Source organism: Myxosarcina sp. GI1(2024) (genome assembly GCF_053543375.1).
In genome coordinates this window covers 793119-815068 of sequence record NZ_JBKGTY010000001.1, presented here as the reverse complement: position 1 = coordinate 815068, position 21950 = coordinate 793119, and the positions used below count along the sequence as shown (strand labels likewise).

Genomic DNA, 21950 nt, shown 5'->3' with positions numbered 1-21950 from the left:
CAGCAATTCTCATTTTAAGATTTCATGACATTGAAACCCAGTCCAGAATCGTTACAAGCAGAAGAATTGGGAATTAGTTCTCTATTCAACATAGAGAACTAAAACAAGAAGGGGCAATTAGCTTAAAGTAAAAGGCATTAACCTTCGCTGGAGTGGCAACATGGGTTTAGCAATAGGGATGCCTGAATTATTATCGATGCTAACCGACGAGTTAGATGAGCTGCCCGATGAAAGAAAACAGGGCAATAACACCAAATATAGGGTTGAAGAAGCGATAAAAAGTGCTTTTTCGGTCTTTTTCATGCAATCGAGGTCATTTTTAGACCATCAACGCTTGATGAAAACCCAGAAAGGGAGAGATAATGCGGCTAGTCTGTTTGGGATCGAGCGCATCCCCTGTGATAATCAGATTCGTACCCTGCTCGACCCGGTGCCAGCTTCAACGGTGTTTGGGGTCTTTCGCTCCGTCTATGACGGTTTGTCAAAAACGGGAAATCTCAAGCCCTATCAGTGCTTTGGTGGAGAATTTTTACTGACTCTCGATGGCACTGAATATTTCTCGTCCAAGAAGATTCACTGCTGTCACTGTTGCCATCAGACACATAAAAACGGCAGCACCACCTATTTTCACGCTGCTGTAACACCAGTATTAGTGGCTCCAGGACGACCACAGGTCATCAGTTTAGAACCTGAATTCATCACTCCCCAAGATGGTCACGACAAACAAGATTGTGAAAACGCTGCTGCCAAGCGTTGGATTGCTGCCCATGCCTGTGAGCCACAAGACCCGCCTGTAACTTTACTTGGGGATGACCTCTACTGTAACCAACCCATCTGTGAAAAGGCTTTGAACCATGGCTATCATTTTATCTTCGTCTGTAAGCGAAGCTCCCATCCAGAAGTTTATGACTGGGTGGATTACCTCGAACGAGTCGGTGAAGTGCAAACTCTGACCGAGATTGAGTTCCATGGACGAAAGCGTTTGTCTGATCACTATCGTTTTGTGAATAAAATTCCCCTCAGAGCCACCCAACCAGCCCTGGACGTAAACTGGTGTGAGGTGACGGTAACAGATACCAGCAACCAGAAAACTCTATACTACAATGCCTTTGCTACTTGCCATGAAATTCATGCCCAGAATGTGTCCGAGATTGTCACTGCTGCTCGTGCACGCTGGAAGGTAGAAAATGAAGGGAATAATATTCTCAAAACTAAGGTTTATCATCTCGAACATAATTTTGGTCACGGTCAAAACCACCAGGCAGAACTTCTATTTTGCCTTAATTTATTAGCCTATCTCTTCCACACCACTCTGGATTTAATCCACATCACTTATCGTGCCGTTCGCTCCATGTTGGTTACTCGCCAAACCTTCTTCAACGAGCTTCGGGCACTGACCAGATATTTATGGTTTGAGAGTTGGCAGACTTTGTTCGAGTTTATGCTGAGGGAGGGAAAAGCACCTGACGGGGTTAACTCTAGCTAAATTTCGCGACTGTTGAACCTGAACCAATTCGCGCCCCTTATAGCTCTACAAAGTAATAGCTGGTTGTTCCAAGTATTACTTGGCTTTTTCATGGCTCAAAACGAACTTGCTCAGGGATGATAGCTGCTCCGGAGCTTACTTTGACTCACAATCAATTAACTCTTCGACTTTGTTCGCGAAAAAGTTTCGCGAACAAGTTCCCAATTTTTATCTTTTACCCTCTATTTTCTTCCGTTCAGGTTTCAAAATGAGAATTGCTGAATCTAATAAACAATTGTAGAAAAATTATTCACTATTCGCTCGAAAGCCTATTCGGAAACCATTAACTGAAAATAATTAATAACAATGTCCGAACAAAAATTTATCGATACTAATACTCAACCCTGGCAGATTATTGGAGATAATAAGAATGAATGCAGATCCCAGTTTTATTTCATCGTCAAATAGAGAGTCGGTTTTCGCTCTCTATTCTTATTTACTAGCAAAGAGAATTGTTTTTTTGCGAGGCGAACTTACAGACGAAACTGCTAACGAAGTTATTGCCCAATTGCTGTTTTTAAATGCAGAAGCTCCAGAGCGAGATATTTTTTTGTATATCAACAGTTCTGGCGGTTCGATAACGGCAGCACTTGCCGTATACGAGACGATCCAACAAATTAGTTCTGATGTTTGTACTGTCTGTGTTGGTTCTGATGCTTCTATGGGAGCAATCTTGCTGTCATCGGGAACTAAAGGTAAAAGATACGCGCTGCCTAATGCTCGAATTAAAATACAGCAACCGTCCGTAAATATTGAGGAAAAAGCGATCGCTATTGAAGTAGCAGCTAAAGAAATTTCGCACCAAAAAGAAACAGTTAACAGAATACTGGCTGCTAACACCAATCGCTCACGAGAACTAATCGAACACGATACTCAAAGAGATTTTTTTCTCAGTGCCAAAGAAGCAAAAGCTTATGGCTTAATCGACCAGATTGTTACTAAGCCACCTGTTTAATCTTCTACCAAATGTTTGATTTGAAAATAAGTGATTATGATTGCTGAAAATAACTACAAACTAAGTGGTCGCAATGCACTAGTGACTGGCGTGAGTCGTCGTCAGGGTATTGGAACAGCTATTTGCCGTACTTTAGCTGAAGCTGGTGCCAATATTTTCTTCACCTACTGGCAAAAGTACGATCGCGCTATGCCTTGGGGAGCAGACGAGACAGAACCAGAGCAATTACAGCAAGAATTACAGACTTTGGGAGTACGAGCCGAAAAATTTGAGATCGATCTATCCAACTCAGAAGCACCAGCAAAACTTATTCAGATAGCGGAAACAAGACTTGGTAATCTTTCGATCCTCGTTAACAATGCAGCATATTCAGTTGAAGATAGTTTGGAAACCTTAAATGCTCAAATCTTAGATAAAACGTACTTTGTCAATCTTCGAGCAACTGCACTTCTAAGCGTTGAGTTTGCTCGTCGCTATTCAGATAAAAGAGGAGGAAGAATTATCAATCTCACTTCAGGACAGTTTCAAGCACCGATGCTAGGAGAAATTGCTTACGCAGCCACCAAAGGAGCAGTCGATGCACTGACTATTACGTTAGCTGCTGAAGTAGCTGCCAAAAAAATTACCGTAAATGCTATTAACCCAGGAGCAACAGATACTGGTTGGATCGGCGAAGAGCTAAGGCAAGAGTTATTATCTCGATTTCCTCTAGGAAGAATTGGTCAACCAGAAGATGCAGCAAGACTGGTCGTGTTTTTAGCTAGCGATGATGCTGAGTGGATTACAGGACAAATTATTCATTCAGAAGGCGGATTTCGTCGTATTTAATTCTTCACAAACTTCTTAAACAAAGGGAATTGTCATGAAAGTTTTAGTCATCGGCGGTACTGGTTTCATTAGTTCATGCGTTGTTCGTCAATTGGTAAAAATGAAACATGAAGTTACAGTGTTTCATCGCGGAGAAACCACCGTAGAATTGCCAGAAGAAGTTCATATGATAAAAGGCGATCGCAATCGTCTATCAGAATACAAATACGAGTTTCAAAAGTTCGCACCGCAGGTAGTGCTAGACAAGATTCCTTACACCGCTAAAGACGCTGAGGATGTAGTAAATACGTTCAAAGGTATTACTCTAAGAGTTGTAGCTATCAGCAGTCAAGATGTCTATCTCGCTTGCGATATTATCTGGGAACGGGAAACGGGTATCATCGATCCAACTCCTTTGACAGAAGACTCCCCATTACGCTCTCAGCTTTATCCCTATCGCGGTTTGTCTGACGATCCTCGCGCTCAAAATTATGACAAAATTCCTGTAGAGGAAGTTTACATGAACGCTACCGAACTACCAACAACAATCATTAGGCTACCGATGGTTTATGGTGCTGGAGATTATCGACATCGCCTGTATCCCTATCTCAAACGTATGGATGATAAACGTCCTGCCATTGTACTTGAGGAAAAAACAGCTTGTTGGCAAGGTTGTTATGGGTATGTAGAAAACGTAGCATATGCGATCGCTCTAACTATCAGCGATCGAAAAGCCGCAGGACGTATTTACAATGTGGCAGAACCGCCAGGTTCTACTGAAGCAGATTTAGTAAAAGAGATCGCTTCGGTTGTCGGTTGGCAGGGTAAGGTAATAGTGATTCCTAAAACTCAAATGCCAGCATCCTGGAAATTTAAGCTTAATCTCGACCAGTATTGGGTTACAGATTCTACGCGCATTCGCACTCAATTAGGCTATACAGAAATAGTAGATCGTTATGAAGCACTAAGAAAAACTATTGCTTGGGAAAGGAAAAATCCACCTCAAGAGGTTTTGCAAAAAGGTCACTCTATGCTGTTAGATTATCAAGACGAAGATGTAATTTTGGCGAGCTTAAAATCATAAATTTTCGAGCACAGATCGTATCTATCTATATTAATATCAATTGCGATCGCGTTTGTATTCATAAAGTTGCATTGTTTGTCAAGAGTAAATAACCAAATACATGATAAAAAACTATTAACCATATCATCGGGCTTGCAAACAAATGTCAATTACCAATCAAATTCACTTTAGAAACGTCAAAGGCGATATCTTTGGTGGGGTTACCGCTGCGGTAATCGCCTTACCGATGGCTCTAACTTTCGGGGTTGCTTCTGGTGCTGGAGCTGCGGCAGGACTGTGGGGAGCAATCTTGGTGGGCTTTTTTGCCGCTCTGTTTGGCGGTACTCCCACTTTAATCTCAGAGCCTACAGGACCGATGACAGTAATTATGACTTCGGTGATTGCTAGTCTGACGGCTGATAATCCCGAAAACGGCTTGGCAATGGCATTTACCGTAGTAATGCTGGCTGGAGTCTTTCAAATTCTGTTTGGGGTCTTGCGCTTGGGTAGATACGTTACCTTAATGCCTTACACGGTGATCTCTGGATTCATGTCAGGGATTGGGGTAATTCTCATTATCCTTCAGATTGCCCCTTTTTTAGGACAAGCTAGCCCAAGAGGAGGGGTAATTGGCACACTCCGAAATTTACCGGTATTGATAGGTAATATCAATCCTCTAGAAACTCTATTAGCCGCCATAACCGTAGCAATTTTAATTTTTTATCCTGGCAAATTTAAGAAACTTTTGCCACCGCAATTACTAGCTCTAATTGTCGGCAGTTTAATTGCCATATTCTTCTTTTCAGGGACTGAAATTCGCCGCATCGGAGAGATTGCCGTCGGACTGCCTAGTTTACATATGCCTGTCTTTAGTGCCGTTCAACTACGAACCATGTTCGTCAATGCTTTGGTTTTGGGAATGTTAGGCTGTATCGATGCTCTATTAACTTCTCTGGTTGCCGATAGTTTAACCCGTACCGAACACGACTCTAACAAAGAATTAATCGGTCAAGGTTTGGGCAATATCGTTGCTGGTTTGTTTGGTGGTATTGCTGGCGCTGGTGCAACAATGGGTACGGTGGTAAATATTCAAGCAGGAGGAAGATCTGCCCTATCTGGTTTGAGTCGCGCTTTGATTTTACTGGCGGTAGTACTGGGACTAAGTCAATTTCTGACTGGTATTCCTCTGGCAGTTTTGGCTGGGATTGCGTTTAAAGTTGGTATAGATATTGTTGATTGGGGTTTTCTCAGACGCGCCCACCGCATTTCAATCAAAACGACTATCATTATGTACGGGGTAATTCTTCTGACTGTTTTTGTCGATCTAATCGTGGCAGTAGGAGTTGGAGTATTTGTCGCCAATATTCTAACCATCGAGAGGCTTTCTAACTTACGGGCAGAAAATGTTAAAGCTGTTACCTATGCCGATGAGGACATCGAGCTTAACCCCGAAGAAGAAGAATTATTAGACCGCGCTAACGGTCGCGTTCTCCTGTTCAAACTAAGCGGTCCGATGATTTTTGGAGTTGCCAAGGCGATTTCTCGGGAACACAACTTAATTAATAATTATCAGGCACTAATTTTAGATTTAACTGATGTGCCCATAATAGGTGTAACCTCTACTTTGGCTTTAGAAAACGCGATTAATGAAGCAGTAGAAAAAGAGCGACAAATATTTATCGTCGGTGCCACCGGTCAAACTGAAAAACGTTTAAAAAAATTGAGAGTTGTAGAAGAGATTCCCCCGGAAAATTTCTTGAGCGATCGCATCGAAGCCCTGCACCGAGCGGTAACCTATGTTAACGACCATCCTGCCAATTATCTTAGTTCGGATGCCATCAATACTCAACTTGGGAGGTAGTAGCATTTCTACTGTGGAAAAGTTTATTGGTTCTTTTCAGGATAATCCCATCGTAGCTTTTACTCTGTTGCTATTGGTCATTCTGACTTTGCCGCCTCTATTCGAACGGCTCAAACTACCTGGATTGGTTGGTTTATTGTTTGCTGGAGTAGTACTGGGTTCTAATGGGCTGGGTTTGCTCGATGCTGAAACCGAAACGATGAAGTTGCTCTCGGATATCGGCAAAATCTATCTGATGTTCGTGGCGGGGTTGGAAATCGATCTCCAAGAGTTTCGCAAGACTAAAGACCGTTCTCTTGGTTTTGGTCTGGCTACCTTTTTAGTGCCGCTAATTTTTGGGGCAGCGATCGCCAAAGGGTTTGGCATGGGTTGGAATGCTGCCTTTTTAGTAGGTTCCCTGCTGGCTTCCCATACTTTACTGGGATATCCTATTATCAATCGTTTGGGTGTGGTTACCAATCAGGCAGTAACCGTAACCATTGGCGCGACGATTTTTACCGATATTGCTGCTCTGTTAGTGCTGGCAATTTGTATTGCCATCCATGGAGGGGATTTTTCCGCCACCAGCCTAATCTTTCAGCTAGTTAGCTTGGCGGTCTATGCTTTCTTAGTCCTCTGGGGTTTCGAGCGGGCTGGCAGAGAATATTTTCGTCGTACTGGTGACGAGGAGAGCAACCAGTTTTTGTTTATTCTGCTAGCAGTATTTTTGGCTGCTGTAGGCGCGCAAGCGATCGATGTTGATAAAATTGTCGGGGCATTTTTAGCGGGGTTGGCAGTTAATGACGTTGTGGGACATAGTCCTGTAGAGGAAAAAGTAGAATTTGTGGGTAGCACTCTGTTTATCCCCATCTTCTTTGTCAATATGGGACTATTACTCGATATTCCAGGGTTTGCCAACACTCTGACCACAGAATTCCCCCTAACCGTAGCTGTTGTCGGCGGTTTGTTTGCTAGTAAGTTTCTCGCTGCGGCGATCGCCAAATTACTTTATGGTTATACTTGGGATGAAACCATCACCATGTGGTCTCTATCTCTACCTCAAGTAGCGGCTACCCTTGCTGCAGCTCTAGCAGGTGTCAGTGCCGGATTGATTGACGAGTCGGTATTTAATGTCGTCATCGTGATGATGTTGGTTACGGCAATCGTCGGTCCCGTTCTCACTGCTCGATTTGGAAGAAAAATCGCCCCTGCAACAACCAATGTGAACCCAGAAAATCTAGCATATCATTTAGAAGACGATCGCCCCAATAATACCCCGAATTCCACTCTTCCAGCTGAAATCACCTCCGAGCTACAGCCGCGTTTGGATTCATTAGCCTCCTTCGACTCAGAATTTCGCGTTGTCGTCCCCGTCGCCAATCCCCAAACCGAAAGAAACCTGATTGAAATGGGTGCCTTGCTTGCCCGTCACCAATCGGGAATAGTCGTTCCCGTATCTATTGCTAAAGCTTACGCTCACATGGACGATCCCGATCTCGAAGCTGCGATTCGATACAGTCAGCAACTATCTAGAAAAGCAGTAGCTGTAGCCCGAGAGTTTGGAGTGACAGGCAAACCAATCATTCGCATCGATGACGATATTGCTCATGGCATCAGCCGTACTGCTAGGGAACAAAACGCCAGTCTGATAGTCATGGGGTGGAGTCAAACAGACAACTTGCGATCGCGTCTTTTTGGTAACGTAATTGACAGCGTCTTCTGGTCGGCTCATTGTCCAATTGCCGCCATGCGTCTGCTCAAAGAACCGATCGATATCCATCAAATTTTAGTTCCGGTTAAAATCGTCAATGCTCAATCGATTCTAACTATCGAACTAGCCAAACTATTTGCCGAAACTAACCAAGCCGCTATTACACTGATCAATGTCAGCAGCCGCGATCGTGCGATCGCTGAAACTACATTATTAGAAACCCAGTTGAAAGATGTTCTCGACCGCCTCCAGCCTCAAGTAGAGACTGAAATTAAAGTTATTCGTCATGATGATGTAGCCCAAGCCATCATTACCCAAAGTCAAGACTACGATCTGGTAATTTTACGCTCCGTACGCCGCCGCACCGCAGGTGGACTGGCTGTCAGCAACATAAGCGACCGCGTCATTCGTAAGCTAGAATGCTCTTCGATTCTGTTTGGGGAACCCCATCAATAAACCAACCGCTCGTCGAATTTCCGCTCTCAACAGAACCCAAGTTAAATTATGAAACTTCGAATGGTAATTTTGTCGTGGATAATGCAATACTGGCAAATTCCTTTGTTGTGTTTTTGCCTAGCCGCTTGTAAAAATCTTCTTATTGAAAACCAGTCTGTAACTGCTCGGAGTAGCAGCTTGATAGATGGCAATTGGGGCATAAATGATACTACTTTAAAAGCTCGAGTATTTAATGATAAGGTTAAGCCGAAACAGTCGCAATTAACCCTAAAAGCAACGCAATTACTTCGTGTTGGTAATGATGAATATACCGCAGTTAAATTGGGTGAAGATAGGTTTGATGACGAAAACTGGAAGGAAAGATGGCACTTAGAGTCTTCGGATGCAAGCGTGTCCATAATTGAAGGACAATTACGCACTGAGGTACCTCAAGGTGGTACAGGACTCAATTTTTGGTACAAAGAATACAATGAAGGCGAGCTTCCCAGAGATATTCTGGTTCGATTTAAAGCTAAAAGTATAATCGAAGGTGAGGGATGGTTGCAGATAATTATGCTTAATACTAACGTGCGTTGGGCAGACAATTCTGAATATCGATTGGGCATGTTTAATGGTAAAGATGGCGATTACCAAAACAATCTAAGAATGTACAGAACTTCACTCACCCGCGATGCTTTGGTACTAAGAGCTACCCCACCAAGAAGGAACCTTCTCTTTGAAAATCGAGAGATAGTCGTCCAACCCAACCAGCAGATAGAAGTTGTTGTCGCAGTACATAACGGTAGAATCAAAGGCTATATCGATCGTGTCAAGATGTTCGATCTAGTCCACTCCCATCCTAAATATACAATGCCTTTTGAGGGAGGGAAAGTAGGTATTCGTACCAACAAATCTAAAATAGTCTGGGATGACTTTGAGTTCTACCAACTGTTACCATGAGAGTGAAGAGGAAGATCGACAACTTCTAGAGTTCCAGAAAATAGATGGAATAACTCAAAGAGTTAAAGAAAGAGCTGAAATTATCAGACTAAATCATCACGGATGGTCAGTAGCAGTGATTGGCTTCGCCAGTGCCAGAGGCAATCGCGAAGTATCAACAGAAGTCACCTCATACAGTCAGAACAAGTCTTCATCGTTGGTCTAATCAAGGAATGAGAGGATTGTGGGAAAAGAGGGGTAGAGGAAGAAAACGCTCTTGGCAAGAGGAAGACATAAAATATCTCGAAATTTGTCTAGAAAAAGATGAGCGAACCTATAATTAATGCGGCTCAATTATCCCAAAAATTAGCTCAAGAGCGAGGAGTGACTTTGAGTAGCGATCGAGTCAGAAAAGTCCTCAAAAAGCGGTGCGACCCCGCGGAGGTTTCCTCCGCAAGGGAACGCGCACCAAGACAAAGGGGTGGCGTTGGAAGAGGACAAGATATCAACAACCACCGCATCCTGACCCAAAACAAAAACAAGCCAAACAAGCTGACTTAAGTAAATGAACTAAATTAAAGTTAACTGTGAAGGTTAGGAGACAGGAGACAGGAGTAACAAAGGTTTTGGGCGAGCTACTAACTCTTGTTATTTTGCATTTAATTCTGCCTAGCTACTTAGATTTCGTTTTTCTCACTTGAAACTTAGATAGTTCACATAATTGTTTCAAGGCTCTATGATAACATTCAATTGCCCAATGAATAGCTTGTAACTCTCGAAACTCAACACGAGTTCAATATGATTATTTAGATGTTCCTGCTCTCAATTTAGACCAACAAGGAAAATACACTTTCTCTGAAGGAATAAAAACTACAAACGAGAAAATACACTTTGTGGTAGTACGGATAAAACTCCTGCTGTGTAAGTTTTTAAGGTCGATATGATTTTAATTCACGAATCTTGGTCATACGCCGACCGTGTTGATTATCTTTACTGGGTGAAAGTAATTAGTTAAGATCGGCTTCAAAAATAAGCAAGAGCCAGGAGAGGATGTGAGAACAAATATTATATACATAATAATAATTGTCTCGATGTTTAGCGCGGCATCTGCTAGCTCTTTAACTGAACGGCTAGAATGGGGCAAATACTTTAGCGATCGTAATGCAGTAGTCACAGCCCATCCAATTTCTGCTAGCTCTTTAACTGAACGGCTAGAATGGGGCAAATACTTTAGCGATCGTAATGCAGTAGGCACGATCTATATTGTTGATGAGCGAGCTGAAGGTGCTAAATTTATTTATAATGGCGATCGCGCTGCTCGTCGGTTTACCCCAGCTTCCACATTTAAGATTGCACATGCTCTTTTTGCACTGGATGCAGGCATCATAGAAGATGAGTTCCAGGTGTTTCCTTGGGACGGTATCAAAAGATCTGTTGGCTTAGAGAGATACGATGCCGTCTGGAATTCTAGTCAAACGCTTTCCTCTTCCATGCGCTACTCTGTTGTTTGGCTTTATCAACAATTTGCCAGAGAACTAGGTTCTGAAAAAGAAATAGATTATATGTCTCGCGTAGATTATGGGAATGCCAGTGTAGGAGAAGATATAACTCAATTTTGGCTCGACGGTTCTCTAGAAATATCTGCCCTAGAGCAAATCGCTTTCCTTCAAAAACTCTATAGAAATCAGCTCCCGTTTGCCGTCGAACACCAAAGATTAGTAAAGGACATTATGATTACTGAGGCTGGTTCAGATTACAAAATTCGCTCGAAAACAGGCTGGGGACCCCCAGAAAATAAGGAAGGTGTGGGATGGTATGTCGGCTGGGTCGAACGAGATGACGGTGCTATATTTTTTGCATTGAATATTGATATGCCAAACGATCCAGAAGATCTTTCAAAAAGAACGTCAATTGCGAGAGAGATTTTATACGATATTGATGCTTTAAATCGAAGATAGTCCTAATGCCTGATGAGTCAGTCGTAGCGGACAAAACGTATAGTTCGTCTACTTTAAATAGAGTGACGGCTGCAACAAATGATGTCGAATTCGTGACGCTTCCAAATGGGAGGCATTTGGCGATCGCCTTTTTTGTTTCAGATTCTCAGGCAAACCAGGCTGTACGCGAGAAGTGGTCGCCAAAGTGGCGAAGGCAGCATGGGACGAATGGAGCAAATAGACCTGAAAATATCGGCGGTTGTAAACCTAAAATGAACCATATTAACGACATATTAACGAAGAGACGCGACAGCTAATTATCGTCACGCTCTTAACGAATACCCCCGACGCTGATGCTGGATTCAACCGGGCGATCGCGTCCGCTTAGCTTACGTAGTTAATGATGATTCGTGCAAGAAGTCTAATAAATAGTTTAGTCAACCATAGTCTTGTTTCTCGCACTTCCGCAATTTTTCCAGAGGCTGATTGCAAAAAATGATGCAATCTTTGACTGTCTTTGAGTCCAACTGCTTTGGCAATCCCTGGTAAAGATTTTCTTTTAATTTCTGATAACATCCCCAGATGTAAATACTTAAAACCTTCAAAGTGTCTTACATCCTTAAATAATGTACGATAGCCTTGACAATAATGGGCGATAAATCCGACTCTAGTTGCTGCCTCTCTGATGGGGGTTGCCATTTATTGTAATTACTCTTGATGAGGTGATTTCTCATATCTTACCCCCAAGGTGACAAAGAGGAATTATTCAATCCTAGAAACTGTTTGTAATTGAGCTGGGATTTTCTGCCCTGTTTCTATCAGACATAACCAATCAAAATTCGTCGGACACTCATTTATAAAATACACAGCCCTTACTCTGGCTTTTTAGCGTCTTTAAGATAGCGATCGCACAATAATTTAGTCATTTCTGCTGTCGATAAAGCTGGACTAGACCAAAAACCCTGAATTCTTTGCTCTTGAAAACTACGTAGCAACTCAGCTTGAGCTTCGGTTTCAACTTCTTCCACAACTATATCTAGATTAAATCCTTTTCCGAGTTCGACTAAAGCAGATATAACCGCTACAACTTGCGGTTCTGGTTTCAATTCTCTTATCAAAGAATGTTCGATTTTTAAAGTATCAAAAGAGAACTGTTTTAAAGCTTTTAAGGAGTACAGATCGGTTGCTAAATTAGTGAGAGAAATTTTAACTCCTAATTTTCTCAGTCGCTCCATAGTTTGTTGTGAATATTCCAAATCTTGCATCAGCGTTTCTACTACGATATTTAATTCTAATAAAGTAGGATCGAACTCGGTTTCTGCCAAAATTCGTTCGATGACTGCTGGTAAACTTGACTTTTGGAACTGGACTGGCGAAAGATTGACGATAATTTTTAACGGCGGTAATCCTCGATCTTGCCAGATTTTGCTTTGCATACAAGCGGTTGTTATTATCCATTCTCCAATGGAAATAATCAACCCCGCTTGTTCTGCCACCCTAATAAAGCTAGTAGGAGAAAATTCTCCCGACTCTGAATGTTCCCATTCAATTGAAACCTCAATCGCTAGTATACTTTGGTCGTCAATACTAGCTTGCGGTTGATAACAAAGCTTAAACTCTTCTCTTTCTCCAGCTCGCTCTAAAACTCGTTCCATTTGTAGTATTTTTGCAACACAAGAATCAATCTCTAAGTTAAAAAATCGATAGCTATCGTTATTTTTCTGAGCACGACGAAGTGCTGTATCGACATTTTTTAATAAAACATTTAACTCGGTACCATCTTGTGGATAAATGGCAATACCAATATTACTATTAACGTTAATTAGATGCTCTCCGACTTTAAATGACTGCTTTAAAGACTGTTGAACACGATGACAAACTTTTGCAGCTTCCTCAACGGCTTCTATTTGTGAGAGTAACAAAGCAAATTTGTTTTTTTGCCATAAAACTACTGGATCTCCCGAACGCAAACTAGCACGGAGTCTTTCTTCAATCGTCGATAACAAAAAATTACTGTGGTCATTGGCTAAATTCTGTTCGACTTCTGGTAGTAGCTCGAGATCGAGAAACATTAATGCCGATAATTTTCGATATCTTTTGGCATTGGCTACTGCTGTCGTAAGCTGTTGATAAAATACATCTTTACTAGTTAATTTTTTAGTTTCTAAACAATTTATAGGAATATCATTTTCTTCAGTAACTGTACCGACCATTAAATAAAGAGAATTAGCATTTTCGCAGTCAACAGCACCAATTTTTAAATTAACCTTAATTGCCGAACTATTTTGATGGCGTAACAAATAGGTACCAACTAAGCTATTTTTTTGGGTTTCAGCTTTTAGAAGATTAGTTGCCAGCTTTTCTCGATCGAAACAGAGATCGAAAATTGTCATTGTTAGCAGCTCATCTACAGTATATCCCAGTATAATTGAGCTATAATGATTGGCATATACTATATGTTTAGTTGTTTTGTCGACGATAATTATTCCTTCAGAAACCTTTTTAGTTACGGTTTGATAAATTGCTTGCTGCTTTAATAAACATTTTTTTAATTCTTGTTGTTGAGTTAGATCGCTGATGTAACTTCTGATTAATCTACTTCCAGGAAAATAGCAAGCTTTTTGCTGATATATCTTGTCATTTATTGTTACTTTCCTAGTCAAAATTTGGCTGTTATTAACATTACATTGAGAGATTAAATCTTTTAATAAAGGATGTTGTAATTTTTGCTGATAAATACTTGGAAAAACTAAATTAGCCGCAGAATTTAAAAATTTAATTTGACCGTATAAATCTATTTCAATAATTGGTTGTGGGCATAACTCGGCAAAAGCAATCAATTCTTGCTCTGAGTAAGTATTGGGGTTCGCTTCTGGTGACGAAGTGTATAGTGTTTGTTTGTTGTCAATTGCTTTATTATCGTCTTTATAAACTGAGGTGATGCTTTCTTTTTTTAAAGAAAAACTATCCTCATTTCCTATGAGATCTGACAAGTTATTGACAATTGAGTATTTGGCTACAGCTTCAGCACTAAATCTAATAATATCTCCGTCTTTTAATTCGTGAATTAAGCATTTTTTGTTATTGACAAAAATACCATTACGGCTTTTATTACCCTGCAAATCTCCATCTAAAAGCCAATAAGAGTATTGATTATTTTTAAGATCGGTTCTTCTTAAGAGAGTTGCATGGTAGCGAGACATCTTTTGACACGAAAAAACAATATCGTTATCAGAATGGCGACCAATTGAATAATTTGGCAGCATTAGCTCGACGGTTCTTTTATCTGTAGGGTCTTCAATTACTAGGATATGGTGAACTGTTTCTAGGTTATCCATAGTATTGTTTTGAAGAGATTGTTTATCCATGTTTCTTGAGTAATTGACGCTACAGATCTAAAAGCTACAAAAAACAAGCAATCGCAGTAAGCGAAATTGTCGATCCGCATCAGGACGATAGCAGCTTCTAAGCATTGACATCTCGTTGGCGAATCAAGATGTTGGTTTTATTGTTCCCCGAAACAAAGGTTAAAGTAACAACATCATCTAGATTTTTAATTTGTATTTGGCGTTTGGGTTAAAGTATGGTCAGCAAAAAAATTGTCTGAGTGTTTTTCTATATCTTTGAGTCTCACCGGAGTAGTCTTATCGGTAAATAACGTAGTTAAGATTCAATCTTAACTGGAATTGTGGAGAAAAACAGCGGTGCATTCTCATAACTATTTTCGTAGTAAGAGGATGCACCGAGAGCAAAGAAAGGCAAGAGACGATCGATAAGAGATTCGATACCTTTTTAGTTCTATCTACATAACTTTTGCTGCTTCATTTGCCTGAGCGCTTTTGATGTTCCAAGTAAGTTGAGTAAGATTACTTTGTATTTGAGTGTTAATTTCCGCTTAAGTAGCACTTTCCAATTGAGCAGTAGTGACTTTTAACTCGATTGAGCGCTCGCCTCGAAGAATATTAAACCGCAAACTGGAATTCAAGCCGCTGTTTTCCACTAACGATTGAAGTTCGCTAGCATTGGTAATTGGTTTGTCGTCAATCGCCACGATAATATCACCACGACGAATTCCCGCTGCTTCTGCCGGAGTATTGGGAAGAACTCTCACTACTAATACACCATCTACTTCAGGGACAAAAAAAGCTGAATTGGGATCTTGATTGTTTTGTTTGGCAAGTTCTGAAGTCAAAGTTACCATCTGGATACCGACATAAGGATGGGGAACTTTCCGACCAGCCGCCAAGGTATCTTTGAGAGCTTTAACTTTATCTATAGGAATAGCAAAGCCAATTCCATTAGCATCGGCGCGAATTGCCGTATTGATTCCAATTACTTCACCGCGTTCGTTGAGCAAAGGTCCTCCAGAATTACCAGGATTGATCGCTGCATCGGTTTGTAAAAAATCGATCCGCTTATCGGGAATACCTACCTGTGCCGAGGAGCGAGTTAGGGTGCTAATAATTCCCAAAGTAACCGTGTTATTTAAACCGACGGGGTTGCCTACGGCGATCGCCCAATCTCCGACTCGCAAACTGTCAGAACTGCCTAAAGGTGCGACGGGTAATTCTTCTCTCTGAGGATTGATTTTAACTACTGCTAGATCGGTTACTTCATCAGTTCCTCTTACGGTTCCTTCGAACTCGCGTCCGTCTTTCAGAGTTACCAAGACGCGGTCGGCTTTACTAACAACATGAGCATTAGTTAAGATTATCCCGGTTTTATCGGTAATAAATCCCGAACCCTGACCTCTGACCTGTCTTTCTGTAGGAAACTGTTGCTGAAAGCGATCGCCAAAAAAATCGCGAAAAAACGGATCGTCAAAAAATGGCTCGATTCTGCGGGTAACGGTTCGTTCGGTATCGATTCTCACGACGGCAGGTCCCGACAGTGCTACAGCCGTACCCACAAAATTGGTGGAAGTATCACGCTCTTGAGGCTCTGTTTGCAAAGCCACTTTATCTGGCCGATCTTTTACCTTAGGCGGTAAATTGAGGGGCAAAGTATCTGCTTGAGAAGACATCACTCTCAACCCCCCAAAAGTTAAGATGACTCCTAAAAAAAGTGCTATCAGGTGGCTTGCCACTTTACCTAGAAATCTTGGCTCTTTCATCGTTTAGCGATAAATATAAATATTTTTTCTTTAAGACTGAATATATATCATAACCTTATCAGTATTAGAAGCTATCTGAGGTCGATCTTTGCTAAATTAGACCCTCAATATCGCAAAAATTATTACTTCCGTTTGATTTTAAACAGCGATCTTCAAGTTAAACTAATTTAGTTATACGACCGTATAATTACGTAAATTAATTTTCTGAATGGGGAAAAATTCAATCTCAACTAATAATATTTATGCTATTGACTTTGGAACTAGCAACACGGCAATCGCTCGCTGGAATGCCGCCACCGAAAGAGCAGAAATGGTCCAGCTGAAGGGGTTATCTCAGTCATTTGCCAAATTACCGCCTTTAATTCCTAGCTGGGTGTATGTTGAAGATGCTAGCCAAGGACGAGTTGTTGTCGGACAAACGGTGCGCGATCGCGGTTTGGATTTAGCTAATGAGCCACGTTTTTTTCGGAGTTTTAAAAGAGGTATCGGATCGCCCATTCAGGGATTTTTGCCCCAACTAGATCGCCAAACTATTACTTTCGAGCAGATAGGAGCGTGGTTTCTCCAAGAATCGATCGCCAAGTTACAAACTAATACAGCAGAAATTGAAACTTTGGTTTTAACCGTACCCGTTGATAGTTTTGAAGCTTATCGCAATTGGCTGACTGATGTTTTTCAATCTCTAGCAATCGAAAAAATTAGAATTATAGACGAACCGACAGCCGCAGCTTTAGGTTATGGTGCGGCAGAGCGCGAGTTACTGTTGGTGGTAGATTTTGGCGGTGGTACCTTGGATCTTTCTCTAGTCAAGCTGGCAGAAAAGTCACTGCCTCGAGGTTTCAAACTCAATTGGAATCGAATCTGGGGCGACAACTCTTCTCAAAAACCAACTGCTCGAGTTTTGGCAAAAGTAGGACAAAATCTCGGCGGCTCCGATATCGATAACTGGTTGGTCGATTATTTTCATAATACGCAAGGTTTACCCAAATCTTCTCTAGTCACCCGTCTGGCAGAAAGATTGAAGATCCAGTTGTCTTCTCAGACTGCTGCTTCAGAGGTCTATTTTAATGATGAAACTCTAGAAAGTTACGAACTAAATCTAGAACGTGATCGCTTCGAAGAAATTTTACGACAACAGCAGTTTTTCGAGCGTCTGGACGAATCTATGGAGCAAGTAATACAACAAGCCAGACGTAATGGAGTTGAGGTTGAAGATATTGATGGGGTACTGTTGGTAGGTGGTTCCGTACAAATACCTGCAGTACGTAGCTGGATCGGACAATATTTCGAGCAGGATAAACTTTTTGAGGATCGCCCATATGAAGCGATTGTAAAGGGAGCTCTGCAAGTAGCTCAAAATATAGAGATTCGAGACTTTCTCTATCACAGCTACGGTATTCGCTATTGGAATCGCCGTCAAAACTGCCATAGTTGGCATTCGATTATTGAAACGGGGCAACCCTATCCCCTAGAACGTCCTGTAGAATTGGTTTTGGGAGCATCCACAGAAAATCAAACTAGTGTTGAATTAGTCATCGGCGAATTAGGTTCTCAAACCACTACTACCGAAGTATATTTTGATGGCGAACGTCTGATGACTCGTGCTTCTAATTCAAATACTGCAACGGTCATGGCACTTAACGATCGAGATGGAGCCAGAACCATTGCCAAGCTCGATCCCCCTGGAAATCCCGGTAGCGATCGACTCAAGCTGATTTTTAATGTTGATGAAAAACGCTACCTCCGTATTTCTATTGAAGATTTAGTTACCCAAAAAACTTTACTAAATCATCATATAGTGGTTCGACTCAAATAAGTTTGATTACTGTAATATATACCTAGATAAATTCAATTAAATTTTGGTTGATACCTCCATAATTTACTTGATATTTATCTTTTAAGCAAACCGATATACCAGTATCTTAAGTAAGAAAAATTACATGTCCAATCGTATAGTATGCGTACGTATATATGTAATTCATATTATTAATCTATGCCAAATTACCTAAGTAGATACCAAGAAAATCTCAAAACTAGAAATTACAATCTACTTAAATGAGGAGTGAAAATGGAACGAGTAAACATTTTAAATGTTGCGATCGATAACTGTAGTATGTCGGAGCTTTTAGAAAACCTTAAAGTAGGTGGCATTGTGTTTACACCTAATGTCGATCATCTAATCAAACTTCAAAAAGACCAAGAATTTTATCGAGTTTATCAACAAGCAGATTATCGCGTATGCGACAGCCAACTACTATTTTGGGCATCGTATTTTCTCGGTCAACCCTTGTGTGAAAAAATTTCTGGTTCAGATCTATTCCCCGCTTTCTATCAGCAATATCAAAATGACAAAAGCGTTAAAATTTTTTTGCTTGGTGGTTTGGGTAATGTAGCAGCAAAAGCTCGCCAAAATATTAATGCCAAAGTTGGTAGAGAAATAGTTGTCGGATCTTATTCTCCACCCTTTAGCTTTGAAGCCAGTGAAACAGAATGTCAAAAAATTATCGATTTAATTAATAATTCCGCTGCAACTGTCTTAGCAGTAGGATTAGGAGCTCCCAAACAAGAAAAATGGATTTGTAAGTATAAATCTCAGCTAGAAAATATTAAAACTTTTTTTGCCATTGGTGCGACTCTTGACTTTGAAGCTGGTAATCTCGAACGTGCTCCCAAATGGATTAGCTTAGCTGGTTTAGAATGGTTATATCGACTTGCTTTAGAGCCCAAACGGTTGTGGAGAAGATATTTAGTAGAAGATATTGCTTTCTTTGCTCTAGTTTTACAGCAAAAACTCAAATCTTATTACCGACCATTAGTTGCCAAAAAAAGTGGTCTACATAGGTCTCGAAGATCGAGTTGTACTGAATTGGCAAAGACTTTGAATTACAAATTACTTCGTAGTAAAAAGGCGGAGTAATCTACTCTCCTTGCTGGAATTAAATTAAACTAAATTAAAATTCAATCTTAGTCAAAACAATTGACTTTAAACTTATTGTAAAATTTTGATAAAAATATTAATGTCTGAATAGAAAAAACTGGCTGAATGTTGCTAAATAAGTCATACTGAGATTGTGTAGGTGCAAATGGGGAGAGGGCGTAAAATGCTAGAAAGAATTGTGCTGGCTGCGATCGCAACTTTTTGTGTTTATTTGTTTTTGAATTTAGCAGAAAACCCTTCACAGCCAGCATTAGTGGGTAACAGATTAAGTCAAACTCAAAATTTGTTTAATAACATTCCATTTTTGTAAGGATTCAGGTGCAAGCATGAGGAATAAGAGAAGGATAAGAACAATGTCCAACTGTAGCTTGTAAAGTCTGTTGAAAAAAAGTAATCACCGAACGTCCTTGCAAACGACAAGATTGAATTGCACTCAGCAGGTTGGCTGTATGTTGAAACCGTTCGATGGAACGAGAGCCACCACAAACTTTCCGCTTGGTTACAGCAGTTCTCAAACATCGTTCAGCTAGATTATTGTCGGGGGGTATCTGAGGATGTGTCAGAAAATACCACCATTGCTCCGCCTTATCACGCAGCGAACGTAGCAGTTTTCCAGCTTCATGACCAGCATTCTTGAGCCAAGTCTTAATTGCGCTAGTCACTCGCCTTCGGAAATCCTCTGCCCAATCTCGATAGTGGCTTTCCTGATGGGTCTGTCGCCAAACCCGATGTTGCTTAAATGCCTCATCAATTAGAGACAGAAAGGTGGTAGCAATTTCTTGGTTATCTACCCCTTTAGTCTTTAACAGTTTTTGAAAATGACGACGTAGATGAGCCAAACACTTTTGTTGTCCTGCTACTGAATAGCCGTTGTAGACACTAAAATCGTCGCTAATCAAAACTCCATCATAGAATACTCCTAATACAGCTTCCAATTCTCTGCGTTTTCTAGTATCGCCGGCATGAAACAGGCAGAACTCTGACCCAGCTAAAACCCAGAGCCATTCTTTGACTCCTTTAACTGAGCAGGGGGTTTCGTCACAATGTAGAGGAGGATGCTCTGAATTAATCGACTTTTTCAACCCTTCAACACTGTTGATACTCGCTTGTTGTACTCGTTCGTTCATTGGTGGCAACTAAAGTTCCCCTACTAATTTCTATTGCTCCCAGTTCCCACAACAGTTCTTGCTGTTTAGCATAGGACATATGAGCATAGTTTCCCAGCCAGGAAAGTAACCCCTGTAGTCTGACTCCCAAGTCTTGACCTGGAATCATTGTGGGAGACCGTCGAGCTGCCTCTATTGCTCCACACTTGCCGCATTGACAGTGATGACGTTGGTACTCTACGACTTGTATCGGTTTTGCCACCAACTGGGCTACCTGTTGAGTATCTACTCGTACCCCCTTAGTCTTCCATTGTTGATTTCCACAGTTGGAGCAGATGGTCGGTTTCAATACTTCGTAGCGGTCTACACGCCCAAATCCTTTTCTCGTCTTCCCTTGATGTCCTGGTTGTCCTCCTGGTTTTCTTTTTGTCTCTTTTTTGGCTTCTTCCAACCCTACTTCTGGTTTTCTCTCGCTTTTTTTCAGCAAGTCAGTTGAAGGGGGTTTCGATGAGGTTTGGCTGTCGAGGTTGAGGCTCTGTTCCAGTTGTTCTATTCTTTTTTCTAGCTTCTCAATCAGCTTTTGTTGGGTAGTCACGATTTCTGCCAGTTTCTCATTGGACAACTGGCGCAGTTCTTCGGCTTTGAAGGGGTGATTAGCTTCGCTCATTATTGGCTACTTTAATCTCTTTTTCCTTTTTGTCAACCCTGATACCTGAATCCTTACCCATTTTTTTCTAAGTAAAATTGACCTTTTTAACAATAAAAATTGCCGTTTGTCAGCCAGATGATTTACTTACAAGTATGTCTGGCTTATTTATTTGCCAGTACAAAAATAGGCGATTAGCGTAATTAGCATCGTCAAATTAAATAGTCATGAACGAGCTTGAAAAACTGCTAAAATAGCGATAAGCTCAGGAGAAATTCATGCAGAAATCTATCAAGTTTGAGGTCAGTCACGCCAGATGATTTTTGAAGGAAATCCCTCAAACAGCTAGAAAATTGGCAGTCTGAAGAAACGGCTTTAAGTCTCAGGGTAATCGCATCAAAATTCTATGATGCTTAGACAGCAAGGGTTTTCAATTTTTATGATTTTACAACCCGTTCGCCAGAAGCCTTGTGTTGTATGAACTTGAAAAATTACGTGCGATTACCCTGCTTTAAGTCTATGATTCTAGAGGAAAAATGCCCGTTTTGTTTACTGCTAATGAAGCGTCAATCTAATGAGCCTCAATGCTCTGTGAAACGGTAATAGCAGCATTAAGTGGCAAATGAGTCGAGGAAGGTTCTTCTTGCTGAAGCAATCTTGTCGAACGGCAAGTACTCTTAAATTTGTAATTTGTTAACTCGATCTCAACAGCCAGATCCAATACCCTATGATTTTCCTTTTAATGATCGAGCAACCTCAACTCAGGCTTTCATTATTCACAATCTCTTTGGTGGTGGCGTACGGTGAGATACTCTGGCGATTGCCAATCTAGAAATTAGAACCGCAGACTTATTAGCAGCTAAAGCCGAACTGGAACGACACACCGAAGAAGAGAAGCAAAGAATTGAAGATAAGATGCTGAACCTGCTCTTAGA

At 41.1% G+C, this 21950-nt stretch carries 15 protein-coding genes and 2 pseudogenes; 12 read left to right on the top strand and 5 right to left on the bottom strand.

Annotated features, from left to right (window positions below):
- Positions 1-160: 160 nt before the first annotated feature.
- From ACLFKQ_RS04005 to ACLFKQ_RS03965, 9 genes are all read left to right on the top strand, one after another.
- Positions 161-1486, top strand: a complete 1326-nt coding sequence (locus ACLFKQ_RS04005; RefSeq protein WP_448998174.1) for an ISNCY family transposase — start codon at positions 161-163, stop codon at positions 1484-1486.
- A gap of 409 nt (positions 1487-1895) precedes the next feature.
- Positions 1896-2480, top strand: a complete 585-nt coding sequence (locus ACLFKQ_RS04000; protein WP_448998587.1) for an ATP-dependent Clp protease proteolytic subunit — start codon at positions 1896-1898, stop codon at positions 2478-2480.
- A gap of 36 nt (positions 2481-2516) precedes the next feature.
- The gene (locus ACLFKQ_RS03995; protein WP_448998586.1) at positions 2517-3308 is read left to right on the top strand and encodes an SDR family oxidoreductase; all 792 of its coding nucleotides are present in this window, start codon (positions 2517-2519) and stop codon (positions 3306-3308) included.
- Positions 3309-3342: 34 nt separating this feature from the next.
- A complete protein-coding gene (locus tag ACLFKQ_RS03990; RefSeq protein WP_448998585.1) occupies positions 3343-4371 on the top strand; it encodes an NAD-dependent epimerase/dehydratase family protein in 1029 nt (342 codons plus the stop codon).
- 142 nt (positions 4372-4513) lie between these two features.
- A complete protein-coding gene (gene bicA / locus ACLFKQ_RS03985; protein WP_448998584.1) occupies positions 4514-6211 on the top strand; it encodes a bicarbonate transporter BicA in 1698 nt (565 codons plus the stop codon).
- 13 nt (positions 6212-6224) lie between these two features.
- Entirely contained in the window at positions 6225-8357 is a 2133-nt protein-coding gene (locus tag ACLFKQ_RS03980) for a cation:proton antiporter domain-containing protein (protein ID WP_448999450.1), read from the top strand.
- 48 nt (positions 8358-8405) lie between these two features.
- Positions 8406-9296, top strand: coding sequence for a hypothetical protein (locus ACLFKQ_RS03975; RefSeq protein WP_448998583.1), 891 nt, complete (start codon positions 8406-8408; stop codon positions 9294-9296).
- Positions 9265-9501 (top strand): hypothetical protein, encoded by a 237-nt coding sequence (locus ACLFKQ_RS03970; RefSeq protein WP_448998582.1) that lies wholly within the window; start codon positions 9265-9267, stop codon positions 9499-9501. Before ACLFKQ_RS03975 ends, ACLFKQ_RS03970 begins: the two co-directional genes overlap by 32 nt.
- A 98-nt stretch (positions 9502-9599) precedes the next feature.
- A complete protein-coding gene (locus ACLFKQ_RS03965) occupies positions 9600-9836 on the top strand; it encodes a hypothetical protein (RefSeq protein WP_448998581.1) in 237 nt (78 codons plus the stop codon).
- Positions 9837-9954: 118 nt separating this feature from the next.
- Here ACLFKQ_RS03965 and ACLFKQ_RS03960 read toward each other — a convergent pair.
- Positions 9955-10068, bottom strand: a pseudogene (locus ACLFKQ_RS03960) (IS701 family transposase); the annotation flags it as partial.
- A gap of 298 nt (positions 10069-10366) precedes the next feature.
- On the opposite strand from ACLFKQ_RS03960, the gene blaOXA reads away from it, so the two are divergent.
- Positions 10367-11233, top strand: coding sequence for a class D beta-lactamase (gene blaOXA, locus ACLFKQ_RS03955; protein ID WP_448998580.1), 867 nt, complete (start codon positions 10367-10369; stop codon positions 11231-11233).
- A gap of 363 nt (positions 11234-11596) precedes the next feature.
- On the opposite strand, the gene ACLFKQ_RS03950 is transcribed toward blaOXA, so the two are convergent.
- The 3 genes from ACLFKQ_RS03950 to ACLFKQ_RS03940 form a co-directional block, all read right to left on the bottom strand.
- Complete coding sequence (locus ACLFKQ_RS03950) at positions 11597-11911, bottom strand: hypothetical protein (RefSeq protein ID WP_448998579.1); 315 nt, start codon at positions 11909-11911, stop codon at positions 11597-11599.
- Between the two features lie 173 nt (positions 11912-12084).
- Positions 12085-14580 carry an EAL domain-containing protein gene (locus ACLFKQ_RS03945; RefSeq protein WP_448998578.1) on the bottom strand — a complete coding sequence of 832 codons (2496 nt, stop codon included), beginning with the start codon at positions 14578-14580 and terminating at the stop codon, positions 12085-12087.
- 527 nt (positions 14581-15107) lie between these two features.
- Entirely contained in the window at positions 15108-16325 is a 1218-nt protein-coding gene (locus ACLFKQ_RS03940) for an HhoA/HhoB/HtrA family serine endopeptidase (protein ID WP_448998577.1), read from the bottom strand.
- Between the two features lie 208 nt (positions 16326-16533).
- On the opposite strand from ACLFKQ_RS03940, the gene ACLFKQ_RS03935 reads away from it, so the two are divergent.
- On the top strand, positions 16534-18141 hold the full coding sequence (locus ACLFKQ_RS03935; protein ID WP_448998576.1) for an Hsp70 family protein: 1608 nt from the start codon (positions 16534-16536) through the stop codon (positions 18139-18141).
- 252 nt (positions 18142-18393) lie between these two features.
- Positions 18394-19242 carry a WecB/TagA/CpsF family glycosyltransferase gene (locus tag ACLFKQ_RS03930; RefSeq protein ID WP_448998575.1) on the top strand — a complete coding sequence of 283 codons (849 nt, stop codon included), beginning with the start codon at positions 18394-18396 and terminating at the stop codon, positions 19240-19242.
- Positions 19243-19577: 335 nt separating this feature from the next.
- Here the strand turns inward: ACLFKQ_RS03930 and tnpC are convergent.
- A pseudogene (gene tnpC, locus ACLFKQ_RS03925) lies at positions 19578-21036 on the bottom strand (IS66 family transposase).
- Positions 21037-21950 lie beyond the last annotated feature (914 nt).

Bases quoted from the DNA above. Each gene is read 5' to 3' on its own strand.
- ACLFKQ_RS04005 (WP_448998174.1), top strand. From the start codon at position 161: ATGGGTTTAGCAATAGGGATGCCTGAATTATTATCGATGCTAACCGAC.
- ACLFKQ_RS04000 (WP_448998587.1), top strand. From the start codon at position 1,896: ATGAATGCAGATCCCAGTTTTATTTCATCGTCAAATAGAGAGTCGGTT.
- ACLFKQ_RS03995 (WP_448998586.1), top strand. From the start codon at position 2,517: ATGATTGCTGAAAATAACTACAAACTAAGTGGTCGCAATGCACTAGTG.
- ACLFKQ_RS03990 (WP_448998585.1), top strand. From the start codon at position 3,343: ATGAAAGTTTTAGTCATCGGCGGTACTGGTTTCATTAGTTCATGCGTT.
- bicA (WP_448998584.1), top strand. From the start codon at position 4,514: ATGTCAATTACCAATCAAATTCACTTTAGAAACGTCAAAGGCGATATC.
- ACLFKQ_RS03975 (WP_448998583.1), top strand. From the start codon at position 8,406: ATGAAACTTCGAATGGTAATTTTGTCGTGGATAATGCAATACTGGCAA.
- ACLFKQ_RS03970 (WP_448998582.1), top strand. From the start codon at position 9,265: ATGACTTTGAGTTCTACCAACTGTTACCATGAGAGTGAAGAGGAAGAT.
- ACLFKQ_RS03965 (WP_448998581.1), top strand. From the start codon at position 9,600: ATGAGCGAACCTATAATTAATGCGGCTCAATTATCCCAAAAATTAGCT.
- blaOXA (WP_448998580.1), top strand. From the start codon at position 10,367: ATGTTTAGCGCGGCATCTGCTAGCTCTTTAACTGAACGGCTAGAATGG.
- ACLFKQ_RS03950 (WP_448998579.1), bottom strand. From the start codon at position 11,911: ATGGCAACCCCCATCAGAGAGGCAGCAACTAGAGTCGGATTTATCGCC.
- ACLFKQ_RS03945 (WP_448998578.1), bottom strand. From the start codon at position 14,580: ATGGATAAACAATCTCTTCAAAACAATACTATGGATAACCTAGAAACA.
- ACLFKQ_RS03940 (WP_448998577.1), bottom strand. From the start codon at position 16,325: ATGAAAGAGCCAAGATTTCTAGGTAAAGTGGCAAGCCACCTGATAGCA.
- ACLFKQ_RS03935 (WP_448998576.1), top strand. From the start codon at position 16,534: ATGGGGAAAAATTCAATCTCAACTAATAATATTTATGCTATTGACTTT.
- ACLFKQ_RS03930 (WP_448998575.1), top strand. From the start codon at position 18,394: ATGGAACGAGTAAACATTTTAAATGTTGCGATCGATAACTGTAGTATG.